Source organism: Occallatibacter sp. (assembly GCF_036502485.1).
In the GTDB taxonomy this organism is placed as follows: Bacteria; Acidobacteriota; Terriglobia; order Terriglobales; family Acidobacteriaceae; genus Telmatobacter.
In genome coordinates, this window is record NZ_DASXYM010000051.1 from 15,587 (window position 1) to 41,596 (window position 26,010).

Annotated in this window: 25 protein-coding genes; 8 read left to right on the forward strand and 17 right to left on the reverse strand. The window is 61.2% G+C overall.

Annotated elements, in window-relative coordinates; translation table 11 throughout:
* The first annotated feature begins 24 nt into the window (after window positions 1-24).
* Window positions 25-393, forward strand: coding sequence for a tetratricopeptide repeat protein (locus VGL22_RS08430; protein ID WP_465266461.1), 369 nt, complete (start codon window positions 25-27; stop codon window positions 391-393).
* Window positions 390-1,100: a base excision DNA repair protein gene (locus tag VGL22_RS08435; RefSeq protein ID WP_465266462.1), complete on the forward strand. Its 711-nt coding sequence runs from the start codon at window positions 390-392 to the stop codon at window positions 1,098-1,100. The genes VGL22_RS08430 and VGL22_RS08435 overlap by 4 nt, the downstream gene beginning before the upstream one ends.
* A gap of 102 nt (window positions 1,101-1,202) precedes the next feature.
* On the opposite strand, the gene VGL22_RS08440 is transcribed toward VGL22_RS08435, so the two are convergent.
* Together VGL22_RS08440 and VGL22_RS08445 are read right to left on the reverse strand one after the other, a co-directional pair.
* A complete protein-coding gene (locus tag VGL22_RS08440; RefSeq protein ID WP_465266463.1) occupies window positions 1,203-1,640 on the reverse strand; it encodes a deoxycytidylate deaminase in 438 nt (145 codons plus the stop codon).
* Window positions 1,641-1,766: 126 nt separating this feature from the next.
* Window positions 1,767-3,863 (reverse strand): glycoside hydrolase family 3 C-terminal domain-containing protein, encoded by a 2,097-nt coding sequence (locus VGL22_RS08445; protein ID WP_465266464.1) that lies wholly within the window; start codon window positions 3,861-3,863, stop codon window positions 1,767-1,769.
* A gap of 385 nt (window positions 3,864-4,248) precedes the next feature.
* On the opposite strand from VGL22_RS08445, the gene VGL22_RS08450 reads away from it, so the two are divergent.
* The 3 genes from VGL22_RS08450 to VGL22_RS08460 all read left to right on the forward strand — a co-directional run bounded on the left by VGL22_RS08450 (window position 4,249) and on the right by VGL22_RS08460 (window position 5,782).
* On the forward strand, window positions 4,249-4,776 hold the full coding sequence (locus VGL22_RS08450; protein ID WP_465266465.1) for a prepilin-type N-terminal cleavage/methylation domain-containing protein: 528 nt from the start codon (window positions 4,249-4,251) through the stop codon (window positions 4,774-4,776).
* On the forward strand, window positions 4,773-5,453 hold the full coding sequence (locus VGL22_RS08455; RefSeq protein ID WP_465266466.1) for a LolA family protein: 681 nt from the start codon (window positions 4,773-4,775) through the stop codon (window positions 5,451-5,453). The genes VGL22_RS08450 and VGL22_RS08455 overlap by 4 nt, the downstream gene beginning before the upstream one ends.
* Window positions 5,454-5,533: 80 nt before the next feature.
* Window positions 5,534-5,782, forward strand: coding sequence for a four helix bundle protein (locus tag VGL22_RS08460; RefSeq protein WP_465266514.1), 249 nt, complete (start codon window positions 5,534-5,536; stop codon window positions 5,780-5,782).
* A gap of 100 nt (window positions 5,783-5,882) precedes the next feature.
* Here the strand turns inward: VGL22_RS08460 and VGL22_RS08465 are convergent, their stop codons facing one another.
* From VGL22_RS08465 to VGL22_RS08530, 14 genes are all read right to left on the reverse strand, one after another.
* Window positions 5,883-7,124, reverse strand: a complete 1,242-nt coding sequence (locus VGL22_RS08465) for an ABC transporter permease (protein ID WP_465266467.1) — start codon at window positions 7,122-7,124, stop codon at window positions 5,883-5,885.
* A gap of 51 nt (window positions 7,125-7,175) precedes the next feature.
* A complete protein-coding gene (locus tag VGL22_RS08470) occupies window positions 7,176-8,432 on the reverse strand; it encodes an ABC transporter permease (protein ID WP_465266468.1) in 1,257 nt (418 codons plus the stop codon).
* A 120-nt stretch (window positions 8,433-8,552) separates the two neighbouring features.
* Window positions 8,553-8,945 (reverse strand): PIN domain-containing protein, encoded by a 393-nt coding sequence (locus tag VGL22_RS08475; RefSeq protein WP_465266469.1) that lies wholly within the window; start codon window positions 8,943-8,945, stop codon window positions 8,553-8,555.
* Window positions 8,942-9,196, reverse strand: coding sequence for an AbrB/MazE/SpoVT family DNA-binding domain-containing protein (locus VGL22_RS08480; protein ID WP_465266470.1), 255 nt, complete (start codon window positions 9,194-9,196; stop codon window positions 8,942-8,944). Before VGL22_RS08480 ends, VGL22_RS08475 begins: the two co-directional genes overlap by 4 nt.
* Before the next feature lie 47 nt (window positions 9,197-9,243).
* Window positions 9,244-10,101, reverse strand: coding sequence for a 3-hydroxybutyryl-CoA dehydrogenase (locus tag VGL22_RS08485; RefSeq protein ID WP_465266471.1), 858 nt, complete (start codon window positions 10,099-10,101; stop codon window positions 9,244-9,246).
* A gap of 81 nt (window positions 10,102-10,182) precedes the next feature.
* Window positions 10,183-12,246, reverse strand: a complete 2,064-nt coding sequence (locus VGL22_RS08490; protein ID WP_465266472.1) for an alpha/beta hydrolase domain-containing protein — start codon at window positions 12,244-12,246, stop codon at window positions 10,183-10,185.
* A gap of 65 nt (window positions 12,247-12,311) precedes the next feature.
* Window positions 12,312-12,911, reverse strand: coding sequence for a hypothetical protein (locus VGL22_RS08495; protein WP_465266473.1), 600 nt, complete (start codon window positions 12,909-12,911; stop codon window positions 12,312-12,314).
* Between the two features lie 68 nt (window positions 12,912-12,979).
* Window positions 12,980-13,876 carry a hypothetical protein gene (locus tag VGL22_RS08500; RefSeq protein WP_465266474.1) on the reverse strand — a complete coding sequence of 299 codons (897 nt, stop codon included), beginning with the start codon at window positions 13,874-13,876 and terminating at the stop codon, window positions 12,980-12,982.
* A 1-nt stretch (window position 13,877) separates the two neighbouring features.
* The gene (gene leuS, locus VGL22_RS08505) at window positions 13,878-16,421 is read right to left on the reverse strand and encodes a leucine--tRNA ligase (protein ID WP_465266475.1); all 2,544 of its coding nucleotides are present in this window, start codon (window positions 16,419-16,421) and stop codon (window positions 13,878-13,880) included.
* Between the two features lie 33 nt (window positions 16,422-16,454).
* Window positions 16,455-17,282, reverse strand: a complete 828-nt coding sequence (locus tag VGL22_RS08510) for a hypothetical protein (protein ID WP_465266476.1) — start codon at window positions 17,280-17,282, stop codon at window positions 16,455-16,457.
* A 212-nt stretch (window positions 17,283-17,494) separates the two neighbouring features.
* Complete coding sequence (locus VGL22_RS08515; protein WP_465266477.1) at window positions 17,495-18,064, reverse strand: DinB family protein; 570 nt, start codon at window positions 18,062-18,064, stop codon at window positions 17,495-17,497.
* A 142-nt stretch (window positions 18,065-18,206) separates the two neighbouring features.
* Window positions 18,207-19,067, reverse strand: coding sequence for a deoxyribonuclease IV (locus VGL22_RS08520; protein ID WP_465266478.1), 861 nt, complete (start codon window positions 19,065-19,067; stop codon window positions 18,207-18,209).
* 84 nt (window positions 19,068-19,151) lie between these two features.
* Complete coding sequence (locus tag VGL22_RS08525; RefSeq protein WP_465266479.1) at window positions 19,152-20,498, reverse strand: Gfo/Idh/MocA family oxidoreductase; 1,347 nt, start codon at window positions 20,496-20,498, stop codon at window positions 19,152-19,154.
* Between the two features lie 85 nt (window positions 20,499-20,583).
* On the reverse strand, window positions 20,584-21,561 hold the full coding sequence (locus VGL22_RS08530; protein ID WP_465266480.1) for a hypothetical protein: 978 nt from the start codon (window positions 21,559-21,561) through the stop codon (window positions 20,584-20,586).
* Between the two features lie 152 nt (window positions 21,562-21,713).
* Here VGL22_RS08530 and VGL22_RS08535 point away from each other — a divergent pair, with 152 nt between their 5' ends.
* The 3 genes from VGL22_RS08535 to VGL22_RS08545 all read left to right on the forward strand — a co-directional run bounded on the left by VGL22_RS08535 (window position 21,714) and on the right by VGL22_RS08545 (window position 25,257).
* Window positions 21,714-22,469, forward strand: a complete 756-nt coding sequence (locus tag VGL22_RS08535) for a class I SAM-dependent methyltransferase (RefSeq protein ID WP_465266481.1) — start codon at window positions 21,714-21,716, stop codon at window positions 22,467-22,469.
* 879 nt (window positions 22,470-23,348) lie between these two features.
* Window positions 23,349-23,693: a hypothetical protein gene (locus VGL22_RS08540; protein ID WP_465266482.1), complete on the forward strand. Its 345-nt coding sequence runs from the start codon at window positions 23,349-23,351 to the stop codon at window positions 23,691-23,693.
* A 193-nt stretch (window positions 23,694-23,886) separates the two neighbouring features.
* Window positions 23,887-25,257 carry a TROVE domain-containing protein gene (locus tag VGL22_RS08545; protein WP_465266483.1) on the forward strand — a complete coding sequence of 457 codons (1,371 nt, stop codon included), beginning with the start codon at window positions 23,887-23,889 and terminating at the stop codon, window positions 25,255-25,257.
* On the opposite strand, the gene VGL22_RS08550 is transcribed toward VGL22_RS08545, so the two are convergent.
* The gene (locus tag VGL22_RS08550) at window positions 25,254-25,982 is read right to left on the reverse strand and encodes an aquaporin (protein ID WP_465266484.1); all 729 of its coding nucleotides are present in this window, start codon (window positions 25,980-25,982) and stop codon (window positions 25,254-25,256) included. The genes VGL22_RS08545 and VGL22_RS08550 overlap by 4 nt on opposite strands.
* Between the last annotated feature and the right edge of the window lie 28 nt (window positions 25,983-26,010).

Here is a 26,010-nt window from a genome sequence, read left to right on the forward strand (position 1 = left end):
CTCCAAGCCTTTATCCTAATAACAGTGGACCCCACCGGCCGCCAATCCGCGGAAGATCTTTCGCAGCACGCCCTTGACCTGCTCGCCGCAGGCAGCGCTGCCGAAGCCGCGCGCGCATTTCGCGCGGCCATCGCCGCCGATGAGCACTATTACGAAGCACATCATGGCCTGGTGCGCGCCCTCCGCGATGCCGGCCAGCTTGAAAACGCCGTCGGCGCGGCACTCGCGCTGACGGCCATGACCCCGCAAGATCCGCTGGCACACACCGCCCTCTCCATCTCTCTACAGACCGCCGGCCACATCCCCGAGGCGGAAGCCGCCGCAGCTAGAGCGCGCATCCTGGAGTGGAAAGTCCAGTTGCAATCCCCGCTCCCTGAGAACCAGTCCCCGTGAGCCGCCATCCAGACCACACTCCGGCCAGGCGTCTGCGCCGGATCCATCACCGCCTCCTCGACACCTACGGCTCGCAGTCCTGGTGGCCTGCGCAGACGCCGTTCGAAATGATCGTCGGCGCCTACCTGACTCAGAACACATCGTGGAAGGCCGTTGAGTTATCCCTCAGCAGCCTGCGCGCTGCCGGAGCTCTTACCATGGCAGGCTTGCACGCGCTGCCCCTGGACGAGTTGCAGCGGCTCATCCGCCCGTCAGGATTCATCACGCGCAAAGCGCCGGCACTCAAGGCCTTCGTCACTATGCTGATCGCGGAGTTCGGCGGATCGCTCGACAAGCTGGGTGCCGTGCCCTCAGGCCCGCTTCGAATCCGGCTGCTCGCCCTGCCCGGTGTTGGGCCGGAAACCGCCGACGCCATCATGCTCTACGCGCTCGGCCACCCCGTTCCCGTCGCGGATGAGTATCTGCGCCGCATCGCGGAACGGCATCGCCTGATCCAACCCGCTCCCGGCAAGAACCGCCGCGGCTACGAATCTCTCGTGCAACTCACGGCCAGCGCCTTCGCCTCCGAGCCCGACCCCGAAAAGGCCCAGCACTTCAATGAATTCCACGCTCTCACAGTAGCCGTGGGCAAGGCCCATTGCGGACGCACTCCGCGTTGCCAGGGGTGTCCCCTGGCCTACGATCTGGAATGCGCAGCCACAGGCTGATAAGTGGCGGCATCGGCCTTTGTCTTTCTTTCTGTCATTCCCGGAAGACCGTGTCGTTAGTCGGTGCCGCCATCTTCCCGGCGCGGCACATCGACTCTGGATTCAGTCCCCCGACAGCGCCGGCCGGATAATCAGCTCAACACCCGCTTCCGCAAAAATCGTTCGCGTTATTTCGAAGCTCTCGATCCACCGCTCATTGTTGTTTTCGAGCGTAACCACCCGCTTGATGCCCGACTGCACAATCACCGCGCCGCAGTTGGAGCACGGCATGAATGGGACAACGTAAAGCGTGCATCCCTCAATCGGCTGCCGCGCGCTCAGAATGGCGTTCATCTCGGCGTGGATGATGGTGCGGTACTTCTGTTCCCGGTCATGGAGACGTCCCACCGAGTCTTCCACCCCCGCTGGATGGCCGTTGAATCCAAGCGAAACCACGAACTTGCCGCGCGTAATCACGGCGCCTACCTTGGTGCTCGGGTCCTTGCTCCAGGTGGCCACCAACGCGGCCATATCGAGAAATCGTGCGTCCCAATCGCTCATCTGTCAGCTAATCCTTTGCAGGAAATGCGAAAGATCAGACTAACAGCCACAGCAGCTTTTCAAACTGACACTGCCCGTCCCAGCCACGACACCTCCGTGGCCATGATCGGCAGTTCTGATTTGTCGTTACGGCTTGTATTCGCCCGCCTGATCGACATCGAGCGTCGCCTGCACAGGCAGTTTGTCGCTGGAGCCGCCCGCGAGAACCCGCACCTGCTCCTTTTCCACCCGCCATTCGTGCGCAGCAGCATCCCAGTACGCCAGGTCGCGCGCCTTCAGATCCAAGGTGACAGTTTCCGTCGCTCCCGCCGCAACGTGCACGCGCTTGAATCCCTTCAGCTCAATCTGAGGCCGCTCCACCTTCGAACCCAGGTGCTGCACATACATCTCTACCACTTCATCACTGGCGCGCCGCCCCGTATTCTTCACCTTCACGCTAACCTGCACTGTCCCATCCGCATTCACATTCTGCTTGCTGAGCAAAACGCCTTGGTACGCGAACGTGGTGTAACTCAGGCCATATCCAAATGCATAGAGCGGCTTGTCCTTCGAGTACATGTAGGTGCGCCCGTGCAGCAGGTTGTAATCCATCATCGGCAGCAACTGCGCATCGCCCGTGGGCCACGTCTGGTTCAGGCGGCCCGCCGGCGAATAGTCCCCGAACAGCACGTCCGCCAACCCATGCCCCTCTTCCTGGCTGTTATGCGTCATGTGCACAATCGCGGGCAGGTTCTGCTGGCTCCACGTAATCGCATAGGGAAAGCTCGACCGCAGCACTTCCACCGTATGCGGATTGGCAGCAAACACCTGCTTCACCAGCTCTTCCTGCTCCAGCGCGATCGTCTTGCGGTCCACGTCTTCCTTGCCGTTTGAAGGCACCGGACACTGATCCCAGCCGGCGTTGCAGGTGGGATGATTGCCGACAACCACAATGGCCACATCTGCCTTCTTCGCAAAGGCCTTTGCCTCTTCGGCATTGGAGCCGTCGGTGAAAAGTATGTTGATCTTTCCGGCCGCCGCTTCCTTCATGGCATCCACAATCCCCACCGAATACGGCGGCGTCCCGCTATACCAGTCGAGCAGCACCGTATCGGCCCACGGTCCAATGATCGCTATCGTCTTCACCTTCGCGCGATCCAGCGGAAGCGTATTGTTCTCGTTCTTGAGCAGCACAATCGATTCATCCGTCGCCTTCCGCACCAGTTCTCTGCTCGCGGGCTGCTCCCAGGGCGGCAATGAGCCGTCTGTCTCAACGCCAATTTTGGCGTATGGATCGACTCCCTGCGGGTCCATCTCCCCCAGCCGCAGGTAAAGGCGCAGCAGGTTCTTGAGAGCCGCATCCATATCGGCCTCCGTCACCAGGCCATCCTTGAGCGCCTTCGTCAGGTCCTCCTTGTAGCGGTCCAGGAAATGATTGATACCGGCCTTTACCGCCGCCGCAGAGCCCTGCTCCTTGTTCGGAAACGTCTTGTGATGCGTTATCAGCAGCCCCAGCGCGCCGCCATCCGTGCAGATCAGTCCATCGTTGCCCCACTCCTTGATCATCACGTCTTTCAAAACCGGATGAATCATCATGGGCGTGCCATTCCATGAGTTGTAGGCCGCCATCACCGCGCGCGACCCGCCCTCTTCAAACCCCATCCGGAACGGGACTGAGTAGTACTCGCGGAAAAGCCGCTCGTCGAAATCCGACGAGCTCGACGCCCGCCCATTCTCGTTCTCGTTGGCCAGAAAGTGCTTCATCAGCGACGACGCCAGCCAGTGCTTCGGGTCAGGCCCCTGCAGCCCATGCATGAACCCCACGGCCAGCGTCCCCACCAGGTAGGGATCCTCGCCCATCGACTCTTCCGTGCGCCCCCACCTCGGATCGCGGCTGAGGTCCACATTGGGCGCCCGCACCACCACACCCCCAAAGTCATACACCGGGTTCTGATAGTAGTAGCGCGCCTCCTGCCCCTCCAGTGCGCCAATCTTCTTCAGCAGGTCCACATCCCATGTGTTGCCGAGCCCCTTCTCCTGCGGAAAGGTCGTCGTCGGCAGCGGCTGCCGCCCCTTGGGCCCCCACCCGCCCGGGCCGCCCAGCGCCAGCCCATGCAATCCCTCCACCTGCCCGGAAAACACAAGGTTCAACCGCGCAATCTTGGGATGATCCGACATCAGATTGACCTTCTCGTCCAGGCTCAGCCGCCCCAGCAGGTCAGCGATGCGCTGATCATCGGGCAACTTGGTATCCCGGAACGGATAATCGGCCTGCGCGAACGTGAGAACAGGACACGTCAAAAGAAGCACAAGAGCAAACAAAAGCGATTTTTTAGAGCACACTCGCACAAGCATTCAGTCTCCCAAGGTGGAACAGCGAAGGTTAACATAGCAGGGTTCAGGTTTCGGGGGGTCAGGGTCAGTCGTCAGCCGCAAACGCTCAACCGCCTCAGGCAATCCAACCGCCATGAACTGAACCCTCAGCCCACAGAACCCAAACTTGAATCAGACCCCTGAACCCAGAACGCTGCCTTCCGAGCGCTTTCTTTCCGTAATGCGTCCTTACGTTGTACGATTCTCTCGGATGGGCCGCCGTGTGCGGTCTGCCGACTGAGGGGCTCACAACCTTATGACACGCACGAATTTGCTCTTGAGGCGCAACCGCCGCCCGCAGCCCAACGGCTTCACCCTGATGGAATTGCTGATTGTGATGGCCATCATCGCCATCCTGATGCTCATTGCCATCCCTACCATGGGGAACATGAAGCGCTACGCCAACGAGACATCCGCGATGCAGTCCATCCGGGCCATCAACATGGCGGAGAGTCAGTTCGAAAACACCTATCCCGCCCAGGGATATTCCTGCACGCTGCAGGCACTCGGTGGCGATCCCCACTCCGGACCGCCCTCCGCAACCAGCGCTCAAATGCTGCAGCAGGACCTCTCCACCGGCATAAAGTCGGGTTATCAGTTCGCCATCGGCAACTGCACCAAGAACTCCGCCAATGGTAGCGACCGCGTTACCGGCTACACCATCACCGCGCAGCCGCTCACCGTCGGCCAGACCGGCAACCGCACGTTCTGCAGCGACCAGTTCGGCAGCATCAAATTCGATCCCACCGGCGGCACCAACTGCACCCAGAACCTCGGCCAATGAACTCGGTATTTCAAAAAAATTGGGGCGGCCGGCACCTGCTGGCCGCCATTCTCTTGTGGGCGTGTTCTTCCGCGCTTCCCGCCCATTCTCAGGCGCCCGACGCCCACACCATGGCGCAACGTGTCGACCAGCATTACAACAAACTGCATTCCCTCAAAGCTTGGTTCACCGAGAGCTACGACGGCCTCGGAGTTAAACGCTCCGAAAGCGGCACCCTGCTGATGGAAAAACCCGGCCGCATGCGCTGGGACTACTCGTCGCCGGCCGGCAAGCTGTTCCTGCTCGACGGCAAGTACGCCTGGTTCTACGCCAATGGCGACCCGCACGTGCAGCGCATGAAAGTCAAAGACCTGGACGATCTGCGCTCCCCTCTCCGGTTTCTGCTGGGACACACCCAGCTCGAAAAGGAATTCAATCAGCTCACTCTCAAGCCCGCCGCCAACGGCCAATTCAGCCTCACCGGCGTGCCCAAAGGCCAGGAGAACCGGATCGCCCACGTCACCCTGACCGTACGCCCCGACGGCGCCATCACCGGCATCGAAACCGAGGAGAACGACGGCGTAACCACACGCTTCTCCTTCACCAGCGAGATCGCAAACGCACCAGTCCCCGCCGGAGTATTCAAATTTGTACCCCCACCCGGCGTCCCCGTCGTCGACGGACTGCCTCCCGTGTAGTGCGAGCAACAGCCGACCGGAACCATGCTTTCTCTGGCTCTTAGGTCCAAGATCCGTGCGTTAAACTCACATTCATCCAACTGCGCCGCGCTTCCTTTTCGGTCGCGAGTCATATAGCCGAGGGATACGGCAAGAACAGCAAGGGCCAGTACCTGCAGTCTCTTGGCCATGCGGGAGGATCGAACTCCGAGGTGCAGACGCAGTTGTTCATCTCTGGGCGCTTGAGGTACGGCAATCCCGAGAGCTATGGGAAAATCGACGATCTCTCGCAGCAGGTGAGCCGCATGCTGGTTTCGCCCATGTCGAAGCTGGAGCACGCAACAAATTAGCAGTTCTGTTGCCTCTGGGCTCCGGCCTCCACGCCTCGATCGAATCCAGATGCGCCGCGCAAGTGTCCGGCCTTCTGTTGCCTGTTGCCTGTTCCCTGCTTCACTCATACCTCAACGCTTCAATCGGATCCAGATTCGCCGCCCGTATCGCCGGAATCATGCCGCTGATCAACCCCGTCACAACAAGGATCACAGTGGCTACCACTACGGAAATCGGCGAGATGATCAGCTGAATATCGGCGTCCTGCGCATGCAGCGCGATCTCGCTGTAGAACGGGATGCGCCCCACCAGAATCGAGATCAGATACGCAAGCGCAACTCCCGAGAATCCACCCGCCCCGGTGATCACCATGGCCTCCGCCAGAAACTGCGTCAGGATATGCTTCCGCTGCGCCCCCAGCGCCTTCTCTACCCCGATTTCGCGCGTGCGCTGCTGCACTGCAACCAGCATGATGTTCATCAGCCCGATGCCGGCAATTCCCAGAGTCAGTGTCCCCACAAACGCCAGCAGCACCTGCAGCGCCATAGACAGGATGCTGAACTGGTGCAGCTCCGTCAGCAGATTTGCAACGTAAATCGCATTGTGGTCCGAGGGCCGGAAGTGGTGCGCCGAGGCAAGAATGGAGCGCACGTTCTGCTCAACCAACACGGAATTTCCCTGGTAGTTGAACCAGAACCCGCCCAGATACGTGGTATCGGTGAGGTCGCTCATGGTGCTGAATGGGATGTAAATCTGCCGATTGCGGTCGCTGTCTTCACCCTCCTGCATCTTGGGCGCGAGCACGCCCACAACGGTAAATAGAACGCCGTTCAGCCGTATCGTCTGGCCGATCGCCCACTGGCCTGAAAAGAGCTTGGTCTTGGCTTCCGACCCGATCACGCACACATGTGCCCGCTGCTGCTCTTCCGCGCCGTTGAAAAATCGGCCGCTGTCCGTATTCAGCTTCCAGATGTCCTGGAACACAGAGAGCACCCCATTCACAGTCCATGTATAGGAGTGCAGGTCGTTTCGCACTGTCACGTCTTTGTTCGCCATCGGCGAGATGTGGTAAATGCCGGGTACCGCGGCACTAACGCGGTCCACGTCCTCCTGCGTGAAGCGCACCTGCATCCCCGCCTTGTCCCCGCCCGCCTGCTCGCTGGTGCGCCCGGGGAAGACTCCGATAATGTTGGTGCCCCACTGCGCAAAAATAGCCTGAATGGCGCGGCTGAATCCTGCCCCATACGCCAGTAACAGCACCACCGTCGCAATGCCCCACGCCATCCCCACCATCGTGATCGTGGTACGCCGGCGGTTATACAGCATGGCTTCCCACGCCTGTCCGAAAATGTCTTTGAGCATGGCTCGTCACTCCCCCGCGCGCTTACTAACTCCCCTAGCTCCACTGCCTTTTCAGTTCTCCCGCCGCAGCGCCTCCACCGGATCAAGCTGCGCCGCCTTGCTGGCCGGATAGAGCCCCGCCGCCACGCCACTCACCACCAATGACAGCATCGCCGCAGCCGCAGACCACGGAACAAGCCGCGGCGGGTCCCAACCCGGCATCTTCCCCGTCAGCAGCGCTTGGAGCACACCCATAAACAGTGCAGACGCACCAATGCCAATCGCCCCTGAGACGCCCGTCAGCAAAAGCCCCTCCCAGAAAAACTGCGTAAGGATGCTGCGCTTGGTCGCGCCCAGCGCCTTGCGCAATCCAATCTCTGAAGTACGCTCCGTGACCGAAACAAGCATGATGTTGATAATGCCCACTGCGCCCAGCCCCAGGGTCACAATCCCCACGCCCCCCAGGAAAACGTCCATCGCCGTGAAGATAGCGCCCATCATCTTCATCTCCGTTACAGTGTCCCACTCCTGGAACGCGTCTTTCACCGACGGATCAAACCCATGGTTCTTTGCAACCACCCGGTGCACGGCTGCCTTTGCGGCAATAACCTCGCCCTTCTGCGCCGGCTGGTATTGAATCGAACTCAGCGCGTCCTGGGCCATGTTCTCTCCCTTCAACGGAAAGAGCTGCAGCATGGTGCTGATCGGGACATAAATCTTGCGGTCGTCATAGTCATAATCGCCGCGGGATATCTTGTCCACGGTGCCAATCACCCGGAATGCCGTGCCGTCAATGGTGATCGTTTCACCCAGCCGCGGGCGCCCCGGAAACAGCAGATTCGCGGTCTTGGAACCTACCACCGCAACCAGCCTGCGCTCGTCTACGTCCTTCTGATCGATGAAGCGGCCCTCAATCACCGGGATATTACGCACCGAAGAGTAGGTGGCGTCTGTTCCCATCACGTGGCTCGACGTGTTCGCCCACTGACTCACTTCATACAAATCAGACCGGTTGATTTCGGGGGTAGCCGCTCGCACATCCGCCAACCGGCGAATGTCTTCAAGGTCCCGCATCGTGAGCTGGTAAGGACGCATCCCCGTGTGCTGGTTGGCGATCGCGGGGATGGTCCCGTTAAACATCAGGACAACGTCGTTGCCGAAGCGGGCCAGGTTGCGCTTCTGTCCCGAGCGGAAACCCTCCCCCAGTCCCACAAGCACCAGGAGCGACCCCACCCCCCAGGCAATGCCGAACATGGTTAAAAAACTCCGCAGCTTGTTGGCTGCGATGGCTTTGAACACCTGCCCGAGTGTATCTGCAAAGCTCTGCATAACCGTTCGACTGGACTCACATCGCTTTGGTCCGCCGGAGTACGGAACCCAAGAGGCAAGCCGGTTGCAGACTGATACGAACAGGATGGAGAGAAGGTTCCGTCCGGGAGAGTTATAGCGCTACAGCAGCTTCATCCCTGCCATCTTGGCGGCACCCTTGTCGAAGGTTACCGTTTCTTTGCACCCGGCTACTGACCCGCATCGCTCGATCAGACAGTCGGAAAAATCCGATTGCGCCCGTCCGAACTGAACCAGCGCCTGAGCCACCGCGACCTGACCTTCAATCACGACTTCTGGTGAGTTGAGCAGATGTTCAAGGACACGCGCAATCTCCACTCTCTTCATTCCGTAGCGACGTTGAAGGACCCAAGTCACTTCGGCCAGCGCGACAAGAGACACGAACCCTGGCGCGTTGGGCGTCAAAGCGGCAAGGAATGCCTGAGCCCGGTTGAATTGCTTCGTGTCGTCCTTGGCAAAAAAGCGCACCAGTACGTTGGTGTCGAGTCCAGTCATCGTTCCTTTGACCAATCACCAGCCCAGCCCTGAGCAATGGTCTCGTTCATCTCCTCGATCGTGACGGGTGGGCCGGAATAGTGCGCAATTCCCGCAAGATCCATGATCGAATTTGTCTTAGGCCTGAGGATGTACTCACCATTCGCACCTTCAACAAACCGCACGCGGTCACCCGGTTTGAGCCCGAGCTTTCTTCGAACGTCGATTGGGATCGTGATCTGCCCCTTGGATGTGAGAGCCGCGCTGGCCATAATGGGACCTCATACTCAATATACGCCTTACCAATGGTAAGGAATGGCTACTTCTCGTACGTGTAAAACCCCCGCCCTGACTTCCGCCCCAGCCACCCCGCATCCACCATTCGAATCAACAGCGGGCACGGATTGTACTTCGCATTCCCCAGCCCGTCATACAGCACCCGCATAATGTCCACGCACACATCCAGCCCGATGAAGTCCGCCAGCGTCAGCGGTCCCATGGGATGCGCCATGCCCAGCTTGAACACCTGGTCCACAGCCTCCGGCGTCGCCACACCCTCCATCACCGCGTAAGCGGCCTCGTTGATCAGCGGCATCAGAACCCGGTTCGACACAAATCCCGGCGCATCATTCACCTCCACAGGTGTCTTGCCCAGCTTGATCGCCAGGTCGCGCACCGCCGCGTACACCGCATCCGTCGTCGCCATCCCCCGGATCACTTCGACCAGTTGCATCACCGGCACTGGATTGAAGAAGTGCATCCCGATCACCTGCGCCGGCCTCTGGGTCTGCGCCGCAAGTTTTGTAATCGAAATCGAAGACGTATTTGTCGCCAGAATCGCCTCCCCCGGCAGAATACGGTCGAGTGCCCGGAACAGGTCCGCCTTGATCTCAAAACGCTCGCTCGCGGCCTCAACCGCGAAGTCGGCAGCAGAAAGAGCCTCACGGTCGACGGTCGTCGTGATCCGCGACATCGCCGGCTCCAACTCGGCTTCGGCCAACTTTCCCTTGGCCGCCTCACGCCCCAGATTCGCGCGAATCTGCCCCACCGCCCGGTCCAGAAATCTCTGCTCGATATCGCACAGCAACACCCGAAACCCGCTGCGGGCAAACACGTGCGCAATGCCGGAGCCCATCGTCCCCGCACCGAGAACCGCAATCGTTTGAAGCTCAGACATCGAAGTGCCTCCAATAGACCATCAGGGACTCTACCACCGGCGAATCACAGCAACGGTGACGAGGCGCGAGAACAATGGCGCCTACTTCGTCGCGAAATCCCACTCCTGCTCGCCGCGCTCGAGCACGGCCGCACGGTCCTCCGCAAGAATCCAGCGCTGCTTGATCAGTTCATCCAGCGCGGCCGTGTATTTAGCCACATACTGCTCGCGGCTCTTGTAACGCTCCTCAACCGACTTGCGCGGATCCCCCGTGCGCTGGCGATCCGCAGCCGTCTTCGCAAACGGAATCCACGATGCCTCAAACGACACCCGCTGCTCCGGCGCCCCAATCGACGCATCACGCAAATTCCACGGAGCATACGTCGCAAGCGGTGCGGCAAACTCAGGCAGACGCACTCCGTCACGTTCATTCCCGTCCGAGTCCACCTGCGGCACCAGCACCGGAAACGGCTGCCCCAGCGTCGGCGGCTGGCGCGCGAGAATGCCCGTTTTCCGCCAGTCAGGCCCAAAGTCGAGCCGCCACGCCTCATTCGCTTCGTGCGGAACATTCACGCCCGGAATCTTCGGAAACGCATACTTCTCCAGCGGAATGAGATTCTGGTCCGCAATCCATGGATAGCTGCTGGGCGGCGGCTCCGTATTGCTCCGCACCCACGCATCCATGTTGGTAATCATGGCTCGCCAGAAATACTTCACCGGCAGCGGCGACTGGGGCTGCTGCCCTAGCAGGTCGCCCTTCCCCTTCTCCGGCGGAAACGGCACGGAGAAGTGCTGCAATCCCGTGAAGTGATAAATGCGGACATAGGGCGAAATCTCCGCATCCAGCATGCCCTCCGCGGACGGATGCGCGCTCCCCGAGCCGCCCCCTGGCCCTGGAACCACATGGATCAGCGCCGCCGCGCGCCCCCAATACTCATACGAAGTGTTCGAAAAGAAGATCTTCGGCACATTGCGCTCGCCCGCAACGCGATCCAGCAGCCCACCCTTCACCTTCGCTGAAGCAACCGCCCGGTCCGTTTCCGGCAAATCCGTGAACGGGAACACGTCCGTGGGAAAGAACACAGACGACGTCGGCTGCGCGTCCCGCGATGGTTGCGCAAATCGGTAATTGAAGCTGCCCCTTCCCGCACCGGCCACATGCGCCAGCACACCATCCAGAGCCATGCGGCCCTCTTCATCCCCATTGAATGCCTGGTAAAGATAGTCTCGGAGAAAACGGCCGTTCTGCGAAATCCCTTCACCATATACGCGCTTCACCGGCGCGACCGCGTCCGGCGCATTCTTTGACCACGCGGCGAAATCGCGAATCGCCGCAAAGCCCGCTCCCGCAACCACCGGATCGGCAACCGCATACACATACTCGTAAATCCTGCCCGGCTGAAACCCGCCGTCAAGATGAATGAACCGATCGCTTGCCGTGAGCTTCCCGTCCACCGCATGCGCAAACTTCCACTGCGCGCGCGGAATCGGCGTGCGCGGTGCGTTGCGGGAGTCGCGCACCGTCAGCACATTGCGCGTGTCCTCAGGATCGGAAACCGGGTACTCGGATCCGCCCATCGTTCCCAGGATCAGGTGTCCCAGCGGCACATCCTCCGCAGCCTTTGACAACATGAAATCCCCGCGCAGCAATCCAATGATGGTCTTCCCGCGCTCCTTCGCAACCGGCGCGACAAAACCCAGCGCGCCTTCCCCCGCCGCATCCCACTGCCAGCCCACCGCGGCAATGGTGTAGCCGTTGCGCAGCAGCCAGCCGTCCCCTGCGTTGTGCGCAAGGTCCCAGTCGCCTCCATCCACCAGCCCAATGATCCGGCTGCGGCCGCGATTCGGAACCTCCAGCAACATCGAGCCGTTACCCTTCGCCATGTCCTTGGGCCGGACAACGATGAAGTCTGATGCGAATTCAACCTCGCCGTTCTTGAGGTTCACCGCGTTCACCAGATCCACAATCGCCGAGTTATGCCAGTTGTCCACCTTCAGCTGGTAGTACACGCGCCCCGTGATGCGCTCGTACGCCCCCACATCGCCAAAGGCTTCGCCGTCGAGCACATCCGCGCGCGAGGTGATCTCCACGCGGCTAACACGCGCATGCGCCAGCGTGGCGCAGAGTATCAGGACAACTGTGAGCAGACGAAATGTGCAGCGCATGCGACGCAGAATACCACGCCTTATAACAGCCCTGATCACTCAAGGCGCCACCAGAGCGCAGTTGCTCAGAAATACAGCCAGGGTTTCAACGAATACACCCGCCGAACCTCCTTTTTATAGAGGGCATACCCGGCGGCCGGAATGTATAACGAGACTCTATTTGGACCTTCAAATGAAAGAGTGCCTTCACTCGCGCCTTCAAACCAGTCCAGGAACTTCACGGCATATAAGCCGGGAAAAATGTTCCTTCGTTGCTGCAGGCTCACGCCGTGCGGCCCTATCGCACCGCCTGACGTCTCGTCCCAGCTAAGACGCACCGAATACTGTTCCTGATAGATCGTGCATAGCTCCCGGCTCAGTTGCGCGTGGTTGATTGCGTCTGGGATGTCGCACGCGGCCATGGACGACAAGCCGAAAAAGGACAGCACCAAGACCGGCGCGAGCAGAATCAGACTCGTGATCTTCGCTAAGCGGGGCAGGCGCCGGGCAGGCCTGACTGCCAGAAGCGGGAGCAGATAGAAGACAGCCCCGAACGCCAGATTCAGCCCATCGTTGGTGAAACGTAGCGTGCAGGAGCACAGGTACATGAAGACCATCAGCGCGGCCAACACGGCCAGTGACCGCAGGGGATTGAAACTGCGATTCCCCGCAACCGAGCCACTCATCTAGGGATGCCTCCATCTGTAGCAATTACCGGACGGATGGGGACAGTTCTACGCTCAGGCTGAAAGTTCTACGCTGCACCGCAAAAAATCCGCCAGAACTCAATAAAGCCCTTGAGCCGGACGACATGGAAGTAGTCGCTGGCGATGAAGTAAAACACCGAAACAATCAGCCACTCCATCTGCAGCGTTCCTGCTCCAATCTCGCCCGCAAACGGAATCAGCACGGACGAGAACACCATCGCCAGCACCAGCAGCGCCAGCTTCACAATGCCCATTACCAGGTTGACTTCAACCAGTTTGCCGGTGAAAGGCCTCCCCAGTTTGGCGCTTCTCTTCAGCGCCTCCCACGTCGAGCAATCTTCAAGCAGCAACAGCATCGGGGCGATTGCCACAACCCAGCTGATCAGCGCCCACAGCGTAAAGAACCCCAGCGTCAAAAAAATCGCCCACATGGTGTACCCAACCAGGTCCGGCTCCCCGCCGCTCCCCATGTGTTTGCTCGCCGTCCAGCCAATCGACGCCCACCATCCCCAGCCCGTGATCGCGAAAGCCGCCACCCACGCAGCCTGCAGAGCAATCATCGCGACCGGTCGAAACCGCACGCCCGGCTCCATACGCTTGATCACAACATTGCGGCCGATCGCCGACACCAGAATCCACGCCACCGCGCCCGCCGGCACAAGCCACTGCAACACCGACAGAACATGCGGCTTGTACATGTCCCACGCCACCGCCAGCCGCAACGCACTCACCCACGGATTCGTCAGGTCGACGTTGCTTAGCCCCGTAGCTTCCGGCGGCAATACCGCAAGGATCTTCTGCAGCTGAATCCAGCACACGGCCAGAATCGGCGCGCCAATGATCCACCGCCACGCCACCTCCAATGCCGTGAGCGACGGGCGCGCAAACACCCAGCCCATCTGCCCGACAATGGACTGGGTGCCGCGTAACGGTTTCGCTGCCATGCTACTTGACGACAAGGTTCACTGTCTTTCCGGGTACTACGATCACCTTGGCCACCGTCTTCCCGGCAATGCGCGACCGCACCCTTTCATCCGCCAGCGCCGCGGCCTGCACCACATCGTTCGCCGAGCCCGCCGGCACGCGCACCACGTTCACCAGCCTGCCGTTCACCTGCACCGGAATCTCCAGCTCATCTTCCTTTGCCAGTGCCGGATCGCTCTTCGGCCAGCTGGCTCGTAGCACTGCACCCTCGCCTCCCAGCTCCTCCCACAACTCCGCCGAAAGATACGGCGCAAACGGCGACACCAGCAGCACCAGTGTCGTTAGCAGTTCCCGCACAACCGCCGCGGGCACTTCGCCGGAAGCAAGCTGCACATCCGCCGCGGTCATGTCGTTCACCAGTTCCATAATGGCTGCCACGCACGTGTTGAAGTGCCACCGCCCTTCAAAATCGTGCGTGATCTTCGCGATAGTCTGATGCAGCTTGCGCAGCAGCTTGAGTGAAGGGTCGGCCGGCGCGGTCACAGCCCGGCCCCCGGCAGCCTCGCGCGCCGCACCCGCATGCTTCATCACCAGCCGATACACGCGCCCGAGGAACCGGCTCACTCCCGCCACGCCGTCTTCCTGCCATTCCAGATCGCGATCCGGCGGAGCCGCGAATAGCGCGTACATCCGCGTAGCATCCGCGCCGTAGCGCGCAATCATGTCATCGGGCGAGACCACGTTGCCCTTCGACTTCGACATCTTCGCGCCGTCTTTGATGACCATTCCCTGCGTAAACAGCCGCGTCGCTGGCTCATCGTTTTTGATCAGGCCCAGGTCCCGCATCACCTTGGTCCAGAACCGCGAATAGATCAGGTGCAGAATCGCGTGCTCCACGCCGCCAATGTACTGGTCGATCGGGAACCAGTGCTGCGCCTTCGCCGGCTCAAACGCAGCCGCCGCATTCTTCGCGTCCGTGTAGCGATAAAAGTACCAGCTCGAGTCCACGAACGTATCCATCGTGTCGGTCTCGCGCCGCGCCGGCTGCCCGCACTTCGGGCATGTCACGTTCACAAACTCCGCCACGCGCCCCAACGGCGATCCACCCTGCTGCGTGATCTCGATCCGCTCCGGCAGAATCACCGGCAACTGCTCATCCGGCACCGGCACAATCCCGTCCGTTGCGCAATGGACCATCGGGATCGGCGTGCCCCAATAACGCTGCCGGCTCACCCCCCAGTCCTTCAACCGGAACGTCACCGTCGGCTCGCCAATCCCCTTCTCCATCGCCATCTGCCCCAGCCGCTCCTGCGCCTGGTGACACGTAACCCCGTCAAACTCGCCTGAGTGAATCAACACCCCGTCTTCGCTCAGATAAGGAAGCTCCGGCTCCTCCGCCGCTGCCTCAGCCGGCGCAATCACCCGCCGCACCGGAATTGCATACTTCTGCGCAAATTCAAAATCGCGCGCGTCGTGCCCCGGTACGCTCATGATGGCGCCCGTCCCGTAGTCCGCCAGAATGTAGTTCGCCACCCAGATCGGAATCTGCTCGCCGCTATACGGATTCACCGCAAAATGCCCGGTCGGCACGCCATGCTTCTCAATCGCGCCCACATCCCCGGCCTCGCGCGCTTTCTTCTGCTCGTCCAGCAGCTCACCCACCTGCTTCGCCAGCCCTGAGTCGAGCGCAGCCATCTCCTGTACCAGCGCGTGCTCCGGCGCCAGTTGGATACTGGTGGCCCCAAAAATCGTATCGATGCGCGTAGTGAAAACCCGGATCGGCCTCCCTGCTGTTCCCTGTTCCCTGTTCCCTATCCCCTGGTTGAGTTCTTCCGCCAGGAAGAACTCAACCTCCGTGCCTTCGCTGCGGCCAATCCAGTTGCGCTGCATCGTGCGCACCTTCTCCGGCCACCCCTCCAGCTTGTCCAGCCCATCCAGCAGCTCCTGCGCATATGCCGTAATACGGAAGAACCACTGCTCTAGGTCGCGCTGCTCCACAAGCGTGTCTTCGTGCCGCCAGCAGCGGCCATCAATCACCTGCTCATTGGCCAGCACCGTGGCGCACTCCGGACACCAGTTCACCTTGCTCTTCTTGCGATACACAAGCCCGCGCTCGTACATCCGCAAAAAGAACCACTGGTTCCACTTGTAGTAATCCGGAAGACACGTGGCGATTTCCGTCGCCCAGTCGTATCCCAGCCCCAGTCGCTGCATCTGCCGCTTCATGGCGGCAATATTGCCCAGCGTCCACTCCCGCGGCGGCGTATTGTTCTTCAGCGCCGCGTTCTCGGCCGGCAATCCAAACGCATCCCACCCCATCGGATGAAGCACGTTGTAGCCCCGCATCCACATATGGCGCGCCAGCGCATCCCCAATCGAATAATTGCGCACGTGCCCCATGTGGAGCTGGCCGCTGGGATACGGCAGCATCTCCAGCACGTAATACTTGGGCTTGCCACTATCGGTTGGGTCAGCCGCATACAACGCGGGGTCCGCGGCCCAGCGCTCCTGCCACTTCGGCTCAATCCCCGCCGGGTCGTATCTCAGTTCTTTCTCTTCCGCCATAACTTCTTAGTGTAAACGGACAGATGCTGGCGGCTATCTGGGGTCCGCATGCAACGGAGCACACGAAATCGGGCGCATTTCCTTCCTGGTAACGGGAATGTCTGCCGGCGGCTCAAACCCAGCCACGTCTGGTTCGCCGAGTCTGAGATTCACCAGCTCCTTCATCCAGGATTTCGTCCGGCCCGGGTTATCAAAAAATTGCACCGCCTGGCGAACCCAGAGCCCGCCGAGTGCCGGATCGGTGGCAACCCAGTGCTCCTCGGACTGCACCCCATTGCCTGGAGGATAAGTCCACCGGTATCCCCGCGCCTCCACCCCCGCAATCATGGCCGTGCCCAGTTCTTCGTAGATGGGCGTCGGTTTGCGGGTCTGCGGTTCTGCGTTCCGCCCCATGGCAGCAACGGCATCTGCTGACGCCGCCTCACCCGCCTGCGGCGCTTCCTTTTCTGAGGGAGCGTCTCTCTGATCTTGAGCTCGTTGGAACGAAGCCTGGCGAGAAGCGCACCCTCCGAACGCAGGCGCATCAAAATTAAAGCTGAACTTGAAACGGTCTGAATCCACTTGCCAGCAGCCGTGCCGATTCGCGCTATCCGGCATCTTCCACACCATCACCATGTTTTCGCGGGCGCTCCACAAGATCTCGGTTCCTGCAACCGGGTCGAAAATTCTTGAGCCCCCCAGGTCGGGATGTTTGCCGGTCTTGGCAACATACGAATCCGCGACAATGGTGCGCCCCCGCGAGTCGGCCGCTTCAACACCCGAGTGGACGAACGGGTATGCCGTCTTTCCATCGGCCAGCATGCTTGTATCGGTGAATCGGAATTCTGCCGTGTATGGCTGGAAGATCGGAGATTCTGCCACGCAATCCGGACCCGGCGCGGATCTCTGAGCCACGATGTAAGTCGCCGCTATGATGAAGCCAAACACTGCTGGAACCCTTGAGAAATTCGCACCCATCGGCAAATCTCCGCGATAAAGCCTCGACGGATGCCATTTTACTGCGTAAAGTCGCTCGCGAGCGAAGCCGGTCCCCAACAGCAAACCGGCTTTCGCCCGCGGACCTGCAAAGCTGCCTACTTCTTCGGCCTTGACTCCGGCGGCACCAGCCCTGCCGTGCGGTAGTACACCACCAACTGCCCGTAGTGCTCCCCGTCGTGCTCGATAAATCCCCACGCAAAATCGCTGATGCGCGACTGATTCTTCGAGAACGGATCGACCATCAAGTCGTTCAGGCCGGAGTCCCCCTTGCTCTCGATCAGAGCCGCACTGTCGCCAAACGACTTCTTCACAAACTCCACCACCGCCGCCTTGGTCTTGTAATCCGCGCGCTTCGGATCGCCCTTCGGCGCATCCATCCCTCTCGCCGGATTGATGAAGAAATAGTTCGCGCCCGCCGCGTGCAGCAGTTGCTCGGCAAAGCTGCGCTGCGCCGGATTCGGCTTGAAATCGTACTTGTCCTCTGGCATATCTTCAGCCATCGCAATCAGCTTGCGCCCAATGTCGTTCCACGAGTCGAGCAGTACCTTCGACGGGCTATCCGGCGGCTTCGGCGCCGCATCCTTTGCGGGCGCCTGCGCCATTACCCCGGCAATGCTCAAACAGAAAACCAGAACCAGCGAGGACACTCTGAGAACCTTCCGCATGCCACGATCTCCTTTGCAGTCAAACTACTTTCCATGACTTTGACATCTCGGAGGGGCTCGCCTTAAAGCGAATTGTTGCGGTGCGGCCTCATACGCCGTCGACCGGGATGCATCGACGCAGCCTGCTGCCATCCCAACATCCTTAGCGCTTCTTCACCAGGCTTTTCAGCGCCCGCACATTGCTCGCCTCGTCGCCGTCCTCATCCACCGGCGTCTCCGCAATAAACGCGGAATGCGCAAACCGCGCATCATTCAGCAGCCGCCGAAACGGCTCCTTCCCCATCGTTCCCTGCCCAATGTGCTGATGCCGGTCCAGCTTCGACCCCCGCGCGGCCTTGGCGTCATTGCAGTGCCACACCCGCACCGCATCAAACCCCACCGTCGCCTCGATCTGGATCATGGTCTCCTCGTACCCCTCTTCTGTCACCAGGTCGTACCCCGCTACATGCGTGTGGCAGGTGTCCAAACACACGGCCACCGGAGCATGATTGCGCAACAGCATCACCAGTTCCGCCACCTGGTCAAAACTCCCGCCCAGCGAGCACTCCGCTCCTGCCGTGTTCTCAATCAAAACGCTGAACGGCGTCCCCTGCCAGGGCAACCCATCAATCGCCCGCTCAATCGACTCGGCCGCCAGCCTCAGCCCCTCATGCCGCGTCATGCCCTTCCACGATCCCGGATGCAACACCAGGTACTCCGCCCCCAGCATCAGCGCGCGTTCCATCTCGCCGCGGAACCCCGACACGCTCTTCCGCCGCACCTCTTCCGTCACACTGCACAAATTCACCAGGTATGAAGTGTGTATCACCAGCGGCCCCACGTCATGCTGCGCGCGCAGCTCGCGCAACCTTTCCGCCTGCTCGGGATCCACGGCCGACGCCCGCCACATCCGCGGACTCGAAGAGAAAATCTGAAAGGTGTTCGCGCCCATCTCTCGCGCCCGCAAAACCGCGTTCGACACCCCACCCGAAGTGCCCAGATGAACACCAATACGCCTGGTCATGCTTGCCATTCTAGAAGAGGTGAACCGTAGACTCCTCCATCGGTACTGAGGCGGCGAAGCCGCGACCGGCCCCGCCGCAGGTGGTTATGCCAGCTTCATCGCATCCGGATCCCAGTGCACCACCTGCCCCTTTTCCGCACTCAGATTCGACAGCAGCGCCGCCCCCGCCGCCCGATACCCGAACACCGCATCCTCCACCGGCTGCCTGCGCGTGCGCACGCACTCGAAGAAATTCTTGAAATGGTCGTAGCTGTCGGAATACCCCTTTGGCGCACTGTACTTCTCGCTGCTGCCCAGGTCGCCGTCGCCCGAGTGCGGCGGATACTTCTTGTCATACTCCGCCACCGTCGCCTTCCGGATATCCGCCGGAAACGTCTCGATCGTGTACCCCGGCGCCTTTTGCCGCGGAACCCGCGTCACCGTAAGCCCCGTCCACCCAATCTCAATCGAGCCTTCGTCCCCGGTGAAAAGCAGCGCCTCGCTCTCTTCGCCGCCGTTCACGAAGTTCACCCGCAGGCTCAGGTTGAACCCCTCGCGATAATCGAACAGCCCCAGCATCACGTCATCCACGTCGCGGCCGTCCTTCCAGTAGCGCAGGCCTCCGGTCGCCATCGCGCGCACCGGTCCCTTCGACCCCGTGATGAAATGCGTTCCGCTGAAAAGATGCACAAACAGATCGCCCGCCACGCCGCTGCCGTAAGCCTTCCATTTGCGCCATTGAAAGAACTGCTCCGAGCTCCACGCAATCTTCGGCGCCGAGCCCAGGAACCGCGGCCAGTCGCACGTCTCCGCCGAAGCATCCACCGGGATCGTGTAGTCCCACGCGCCAATCGCCGAGTTGCGATCCCAGTACGCCGTCACCATGTTCAGCTTGCCAATCTCGCCCGCCTGCAGCAGTTCCTTGGCCTTCGCGTAGATCACCGAACTCACGCGCTGGCTTCCAATCTGCAGAATCCGCTTCGTCGACCTCGCCGTCTCAATCATCTCCGGCCCATCCGAATACAGATGGATCATCGGCTTCTCGCAATAAACGTCCTTGCCCGCCTTCATCGCATCAACTGACGCCTGCTTGTGCCAGTGGTCGGGCGTGCCGATAATCACCGCATCGATGTCCTTGCGCGCCAGAATTTCGTTGTAGTCGCGCGTAGTGAAAACGTCATCGCCCCAGATCTCCTTCGATCGCGCCAGCCGGCCGTTATAGCAGTCCGCCACAGCCACCAGCTTCACGCCGGGCACCTGCACCGCAGCCTTGGTGTCGTTCATGCCCTGGCCGCCTGCGCCAATCAGAGCAATCTGGATGTGATCGTTAGCGGCCACCGGCTTCGCCGGCTCCGCTTCCTGCGCAGCGAGAAGATGCATGCCGGGAAGCACGCCCCCCGCCGAAACCGCGCCCGCGGCGCGCAAAAAATTCCTGCGATTCCAAACCATCATGGTGTATGTATCTCCGATGTGTGATTGCGGCAACGCATACAACAATACACACCGGGACCCGAGCGGCGCGATTCCCGCTTCCCCTTCAGCGCGCCTGTGCCGCCCGCGCCGAATCCTCCCGCTCCGCCGCTGAAACTCGCAACCAGCCCGCCCACAACAACCCATCCGCCGCAATAAAAATCAGCAGCCCGGCGAACGCCGGCAGCAGGTGCATAGAGTCCACATACCCCACTACAAAATGCACGCCGAGTGCTGCCCCAAAACCCGCGCAGCCCATCACCAGCACAATCTCCACAAAGCTGCGGCTCAACTCCGCCCATCGCGCCATAAACAGCAGCAGGCATCCAATCGAACACAGCCCCCCGCCAAAGCCGGATCGATCGTGCGCAATGACCGGAATCAGCCGCGGTGAGATGTGCGCCAGCGCCTGCGGATCAAGCCCGATGAAGCGCAGATCGGACGGCACAAACACCATCGTCATCCCGAACACCGCAATCGTTCCCCCGGCCAGCACCAGCCCTGCCGCGCAGCACCCCAGCAGCACCCGGCCCCACCGTCCCACACCCTCATCCCGTCCCCGCGGCGCGCTCCATCTGTCGCCGGCTTGCGCATGCGGCCTCGATCGCCACAGCCCCGTCGCAAACACCGGCAGCAGAAACAGCGTGGCCACCCCGTGCCACGTATCCAGATATCCCTGTCCCAGGTAAGTGAGAAACGCCAGGAACCCAATCACCCCTGAAGCCAGAAGCCCCCACCATGCCCATCGCTCCCGTCGCGCCAGCGGAAAGGCAGCGATCCACATGTACCCGGCGCCAATCGCCAGCAGCGTTCCGCCGTAAGCCACGCGGTCATGAAACATGAATCCCAGCAGTCGATGATTCGCCGCGTGCGCAAGCGTCTCCGCATCCATGCCAATCGCGTGGCTATCCTGCGGCAGCAATTGCCCCGCAACCGATTGCAAAATCGCAAACCCGCCCGCCAGCGCAAGCGAGACCCCGGTCAGCGCCAGCAAGGGCCGCCCATCCGACATCACCGCACTCCACAGGCTGCGCTCGTCTCTCATTGGAATCGCAGTATAACAACGGCTGATTTCAGCGCGCATCGCGCATCGCGCGCGAACCGCTGATCATAAGCAATGCTTATCAGATCGCAAACGATAATAACTTTGCCTGATACGCCCATCAAAGGCGACACTGCCTCTCAGGAGGGCAATCCGTGACACAGAACTGGGATCCGCAAGCATATGGGCGCGAGGGCGCATTCGTTCACAAACTCGCCGGAGACGTAGTGGAGTGGCTCAACGCGCAACCTGGAGAACGGATCCTCGACCTTGGCTGCGGCGATGGCCAACTTACCCGCCAACTCGCCGCTGCAGGCGCACTCGTCACCGGAGTAGATGCCTCCGCAGCGATGGTGCAGGCAGCCAGAAGCCGCGGCATCGACGCAGTCCACGCCGCCGCCGAGCAACTTCCCTTCCCCGACGCTGCCTTCGATGCAGTCTTCTCGAACGCCGCCCTGCACTGGGTCCGTGGCCAGGACGAGACGATGTCTGAGGTGCGCCGCGTGCTCAAGCCCGGCGGCCGCTTCGTCGCGGAGATGGGCGGCCACGGCAACATCGCTGCCATCCGCGTAGCGCTGATGGCAATCCTTGCCCGCCACGGGTATGCGGACCGCGAAGACGGCGTCAACTACTACCCCACACCTGGCGCCTACCAAACCCGCCTTGAACGGCACGGCTTCAATCTCGACCGTATCGACTGGATTCCCCGCCCCACTCCCCTTGGCGAACGAGGCATGGCCGCATGGCTGAACGTCTTCCGGCGCGGCGTGCTCGATAGCCTGCCCGCTGAAATCCGCCAGCCCGTCATCGACGAAACCTGCGCCCTTCTCGCGCCCGCGTTGCAGGATGAACAAGGCAACTGGGTCGCCGACTATGTGCGCCTGCGCTTCGTTGCACGCATCCCTGCCTAACTCGTGCTAACTTCCAACACTTTCTTTTGGAATATCCACACGAATAACTTGCTTTGATTTCGAAGTTATGGCAGAGTAGTTTGAGCGTAGGAGACACACCCGATGAATCACACAACGCAAATCTCGATGCGTAGGCTGGAACGGCTCGATACGAGCTGCGTCGGCCGCCGGGCGTGGTTTCCTAAATTCCAATAGCCCACTGGCTGCTGCTCCTGCGCAAAGCACACGCACATTGGATTCATCTGACCGGATCGTCCCGTAACAGCGGCATGTCCGCGGTTCCGCAGCTCTGTGCCCGAGTGGCGAAGAGGCCTGGTTCCTCGACTCGGATCGAATCCACCAGTCCCCGTCTGTTCCCTCGGACATAGATGACGGCTCTTTGGCTGATGCCTGTGAGACATCGGCGGCTTTGTCTCAGGGCGCCACTTTAGAGCTCGATGAAAATGCTGGTGGAACGGGCTTTGTAACAAGGGCACGACTTTAGTCGGGCCGATAAGCTCTTTCTTTGCGTCTGGGCTTTAGCCCCTGAGGGATGATCCTGATTGTTGCTGAGTTAGTCAGCTTATCGCTCGTGCAACTTAGCACACCCATCGGGATATTTCTCTTCAGGTAACCCGGATTCAATGTCCGTGCAACACAACTCCAGGTTTGGCCGGTGGCGCAGGTTACGGATACTTCGCCTGACACGCTGGTGGTCGCGGGTTCGATTCCCGCCTGGGTCGCGCGAGTGATCCAGTAGCTCAGTGGTAGAGCGCCAATCCCGTTGCCGCTTATTCCCCGGCCTTAACTCCTCCGCGCTGGCTGACCATCACCCCGGCGCAGATTTCCGCGGAAACCGCAGCATAACTCTCCGGCACGCCGGATTAGAAAGCAAATGCCATGGGCAGGTTGAATGTCAAGAATGGAACCCCGGTCGGCCACGAACACCTGTGCCGCCGCTGCAACTGGGGCCAGTGCATGACCGGATACCGCGAGTCGGATTTCATCGTGATCTGCACCAACACGAATCCGAACCTCAAGGTGCCGTTCACCATGCTCGACTGCTCGGAGTTCGACGACCGCAGCCGTCCGGACTGGAAACAGATGTCCAAGCTGGCGCTTGAAGTGGCGCCCACCCGCGTCTCCATGCGCACCGCCGGCTTCAGCACGATTACAACCGTGCAGCCAGTCCGCCGCGTAGCCGACGACGATGAGGATGAGGACGAAGCCGCCCGCATCCTCTAACCACAACTGAACAAGACTGCCGGTGGCGCAGGACACGGGTTCATCTGGAGAACTCCGTTAACCACGGAGGAGCAGGTTCGATTCCTGCCGTCGGTCCGAAAGACCGATGAAGCTAACCGCGTCCGACTTTTCCCCGGCAGTCTTTCTGATCCCTGTTGCCTGTTCCCTCTTCTTTTCGAAAGGAGGCGATGGTATGCGCCTGAATGTATTGAAGCTGAGTCATCTCATCACGCCCCGCACGCACGAGGGCGCGCCCGCCGCGCTTCTCAGCGCCGAGCAGGCCCTCCGCCGCTCCGTTCTCTCCTGCATGCTGTGGGAGCGCGAATTCTACGAGGACGGTGTCGAGATCGCCAGCCGCATCCGCGAACTTGTTCCGCGTGTCGAGGCCGAAAAGGTCGCCGCGCTCTCCGTGGAGGCGCGCGAGCAGATGAAGCTGCGTCACGCTCCGCTGTTCCTGGTGCGCGAGATGGCACGTCATGCCACGCATCGCGGGCTGGTGGCAGACACTCTGACGCGCGTAATCCAGCGTGCCGACGAGCTGGCCGAGTTCGTCGCCATCTACTGGGCGGGCGGAAAGCAGCCGCTCTCCGCGCAGGTGAAGAAGGGGCTGGCCGGCGCATTCGTCAAGTTCGACGAGTACGCGCTGGCTAAGTACGATCGCGCCGGCGCGGTGCGCCTGCGGGACGTGCTGTTCCTCTCCCACGCCAAGCCTGTCGATAGCGCCCAGGCTGAGCTCTGGAAGCGCCTTGCGCAGAATGAGCTGGCCACCCCGGAAACGTGGGAGGTTGCGCTTTCCGCAACCGGCCGCGAAGCCGGAGAGCAGGCTCGGTCAAAGCGCGAGACGTGGGAGCGCCTGCTGGCCGGGCGCAAGCTCGGTGCGCTGGCGCTGCTTCGTAACCTGCGCAACTTCCGCGAGGCCGGTGTAAGCGAGGAACTGGTGCTGAGCGCGCTGGCTGTGGTGAAGACGGAGCGGGTGCTCCCCTTCCGCTTCCTCGCCGCTGCTCGCCACGCCCCGCAGTGGGAGGAGGCGCTGGAGACCGCCATGTTCCGGGCGATTGAGGGCAACGGGGAAGGCCGCACCGCTCGGCTGGCAGGCCACACCGTGCTGCTGGTCGACGTATCGGGCTCGATGGAGTCGCCGCTGTCGCGCAAGGCGGAAATGCGCCGTGCCGACGCCGCATACGGGCTGGCGATCCTGCTGCGCGAAATCGCGGAGAAGGTGACGGTCTACACCTTCTCAGAGCACGCGCGGCTGGTTCCGTCGCGCCGCGGCATGGCGCTGCGTGATGCCATGGAGAAGAGCCAGGCGCATGCGGGGACGTACCTGGGCGCGGCGATGCGGCACGTCGAAGAGAATCACCGGAACGGTTACGACCGCCTGGTGGTGATCACCGACGAGCAGTCGCACGACCATGTGCGCGCGCCCAGCGGCAAGGGTTACGTGATCAACGTAGCTTCAAACCGCAACGGCGTGGGCTACGGCGAGTGGACCCACATCGATGGCTGGAGCGAGGCGGTGGTGGATTACATCGCCTCGCTCGAGACCCTCGATCACCTCGACTAATCACCAACAGCAACCGGCGTTTCGCGGAAAGCCTTCTGCGGAACTCCGGTTGCAACTTCCAGTGTGCCCGCCCGGAACAGCAGCCCGGCCACCAGTCCGCCGATAGTTGGGAAGACGAGGAACAACCACACCTGCGCCAGCGCATGACCGCCGGCCATCAGTGCCGGTCCCAGGCTCCGTGCCGGATTCACGCTCGTTCCCGTGATCAAGATTCCGAACAGATGGATGGCCGTGAGGGTGATTCCGATGGCGAGCCCGGCAAATCCCGCCGGCGACGCCTTCTGCGTTGCTCCCAGAATCACAACGACGAAAATAAACGTCGCCACCAGCTCGAACAGAATGGCCGAGATCATGGTGTATTCACCCAGGTACCCCGGTCCCCAGCCGTTTTGCGCCAGCTTGGATGGATCGTGGCCGCCGCCGACTCCGCTCACGATCACGGAAAGAATCCACGCCCCCACAATTCCGCCCGCAAACTGGCCGGCCCAGTATCCGATCATGTCGCGAAGGCTCATCCGGCCGGCCGCCCAAACCCCCAGGCTCACAGCGGGGTTGATATGGCAGCCGGAGATCGGCCCGATTCCATAGGCAGCGCCGATAAGGGCAAAGCCGAAGGCGACCGCAATCCCGAGGACGCCGACCTTCTCGCCCGCTACCACGGCTGTTCCGCAACCGAAGAGCACCAGAATCAAGGTTCCGATCGCTTCTGCAAGGTATTTCTTCATGGTTTCCTCCTGAGTCCGAGTGGCGCGC

Excerpts from the sequence above, each read along its gene's own strand:
- VGL22_RS08495 (WP_465266473.1), bottom strand. The coding sequence starts at position 12,911 with ATGAGTGGCTCGGTTGCGGGGAATCGCAGTTTCAATCCCCTGCGGTCA.
- VGL22_RS08545 (WP_465266483.1), top strand. The coding sequence starts at position 23,887 with ATGCGCCTGAATGTATTGAAGCTGAGTCATCTCATCACGCCCCGCACG.
- leuS (WP_465266475.1), bottom strand. The coding sequence starts at position 16,421 with ATGGCGGAAGAGAAAGAACTGAGATACGACCCGGCGGGGATTGAGCCG.
- VGL22_RS08520 (WP_465266478.1), bottom strand. The coding sequence starts at position 19,067 with ATGACCAGGCGTATTGGTGTTCATCTGGGCACTTCGGGTGGGGTGTCG.
- VGL22_RS08540 (WP_465266482.1), top strand. The coding sequence starts at position 23,349 with ATGGGCAGGTTGAATGTCAAGAATGGAACCCCGGTCGGCCACGAACAC.
- VGL22_RS08490 (WP_465266472.1), bottom strand. The coding sequence starts at position 12,246 with ATGCGCTGCACATTTCGTCTGCTCACAGTTGTCCTGATACTCTGCGCC.
- VGL22_RS08440 (WP_465266463.1), bottom strand. The coding sequence starts at position 1,640 with ATGAGCGATTGGGACGCACGATTTCTCGATATGGCCGCGTTGGTGGCC.
- VGL22_RS08515 (WP_465266477.1), bottom strand. The coding sequence starts at position 18,064 with ATGCGGAAGGTTCTCAGAGTGTCCTCGCTGGTTCTGGTTTTCTGTTTG.
- VGL22_RS08480 (WP_465266470.1), bottom strand. The coding sequence starts at position 9,196 with ATGGCCAGCGCGGCTCTCACATCCAAGGGGCAGATCACGATCCCAATC.
- VGL22_RS08470 (WP_465266468.1), bottom strand. The coding sequence starts at position 8,432 with ATGCAGAGCTTTGCAGATACACTCGGGCAGGTGTTCAAAGCCATCGCA.
- VGL22_RS08550 (WP_465266484.1), bottom strand. The coding sequence starts at position 25,982 with ATGAAGAAATACCTTGCAGAAGCGATCGGAACCTTGATTCTGGTGCTC.
- VGL22_RS08450 (WP_465266465.1), top strand. The coding sequence starts at position 4,249 with ATGACACGCACGAATTTGCTCTTGAGGCGCAACCGCCGCCCGCAGCCC.
- VGL22_RS08475 (WP_465266469.1), bottom strand. The coding sequence starts at position 8,945 with ATGACTGGACTCGACACCAACGTACTGGTGCGCTTTTTTGCCAAGGAC.
- VGL22_RS08455 (WP_465266466.1), top strand. The coding sequence starts at position 4,773 with ATGAACTCGGTATTTCAAAAAAATTGGGGCGGCCGGCACCTGCTGGCC.
- VGL22_RS08465 (WP_465266467.1), bottom strand. The coding sequence starts at position 7,124 with ATGCTCAAAGACATTTTCGGACAGGCGTGGGAAGCCATGCTGTATAAC.
- VGL22_RS08485 (WP_465266471.1), bottom strand. The coding sequence starts at position 10,101 with ATGTCTGAGCTTCAAACGATTGCGGTTCTCGGTGCGGGGACGATGGGC.
- VGL22_RS08525 (WP_465266479.1), bottom strand. The coding sequence starts at position 20,498 with ATGATGGTTTGGAATCGCAGGAATTTTTTGCGCGCCGCGGGCGCGGTT.
- VGL22_RS08530 (WP_465266480.1), bottom strand. The coding sequence starts at position 21,561 with ATGAGAGACGAGCGCAGCCTGTGGAGTGCGGTGATGTCGGATGGGCGG.
- VGL22_RS08500 (WP_465266474.1), bottom strand. The coding sequence starts at position 13,876 with ATGGCAGCGAAACCGTTACGCGGCACCCAGTCCATTGTCGGGCAGATG.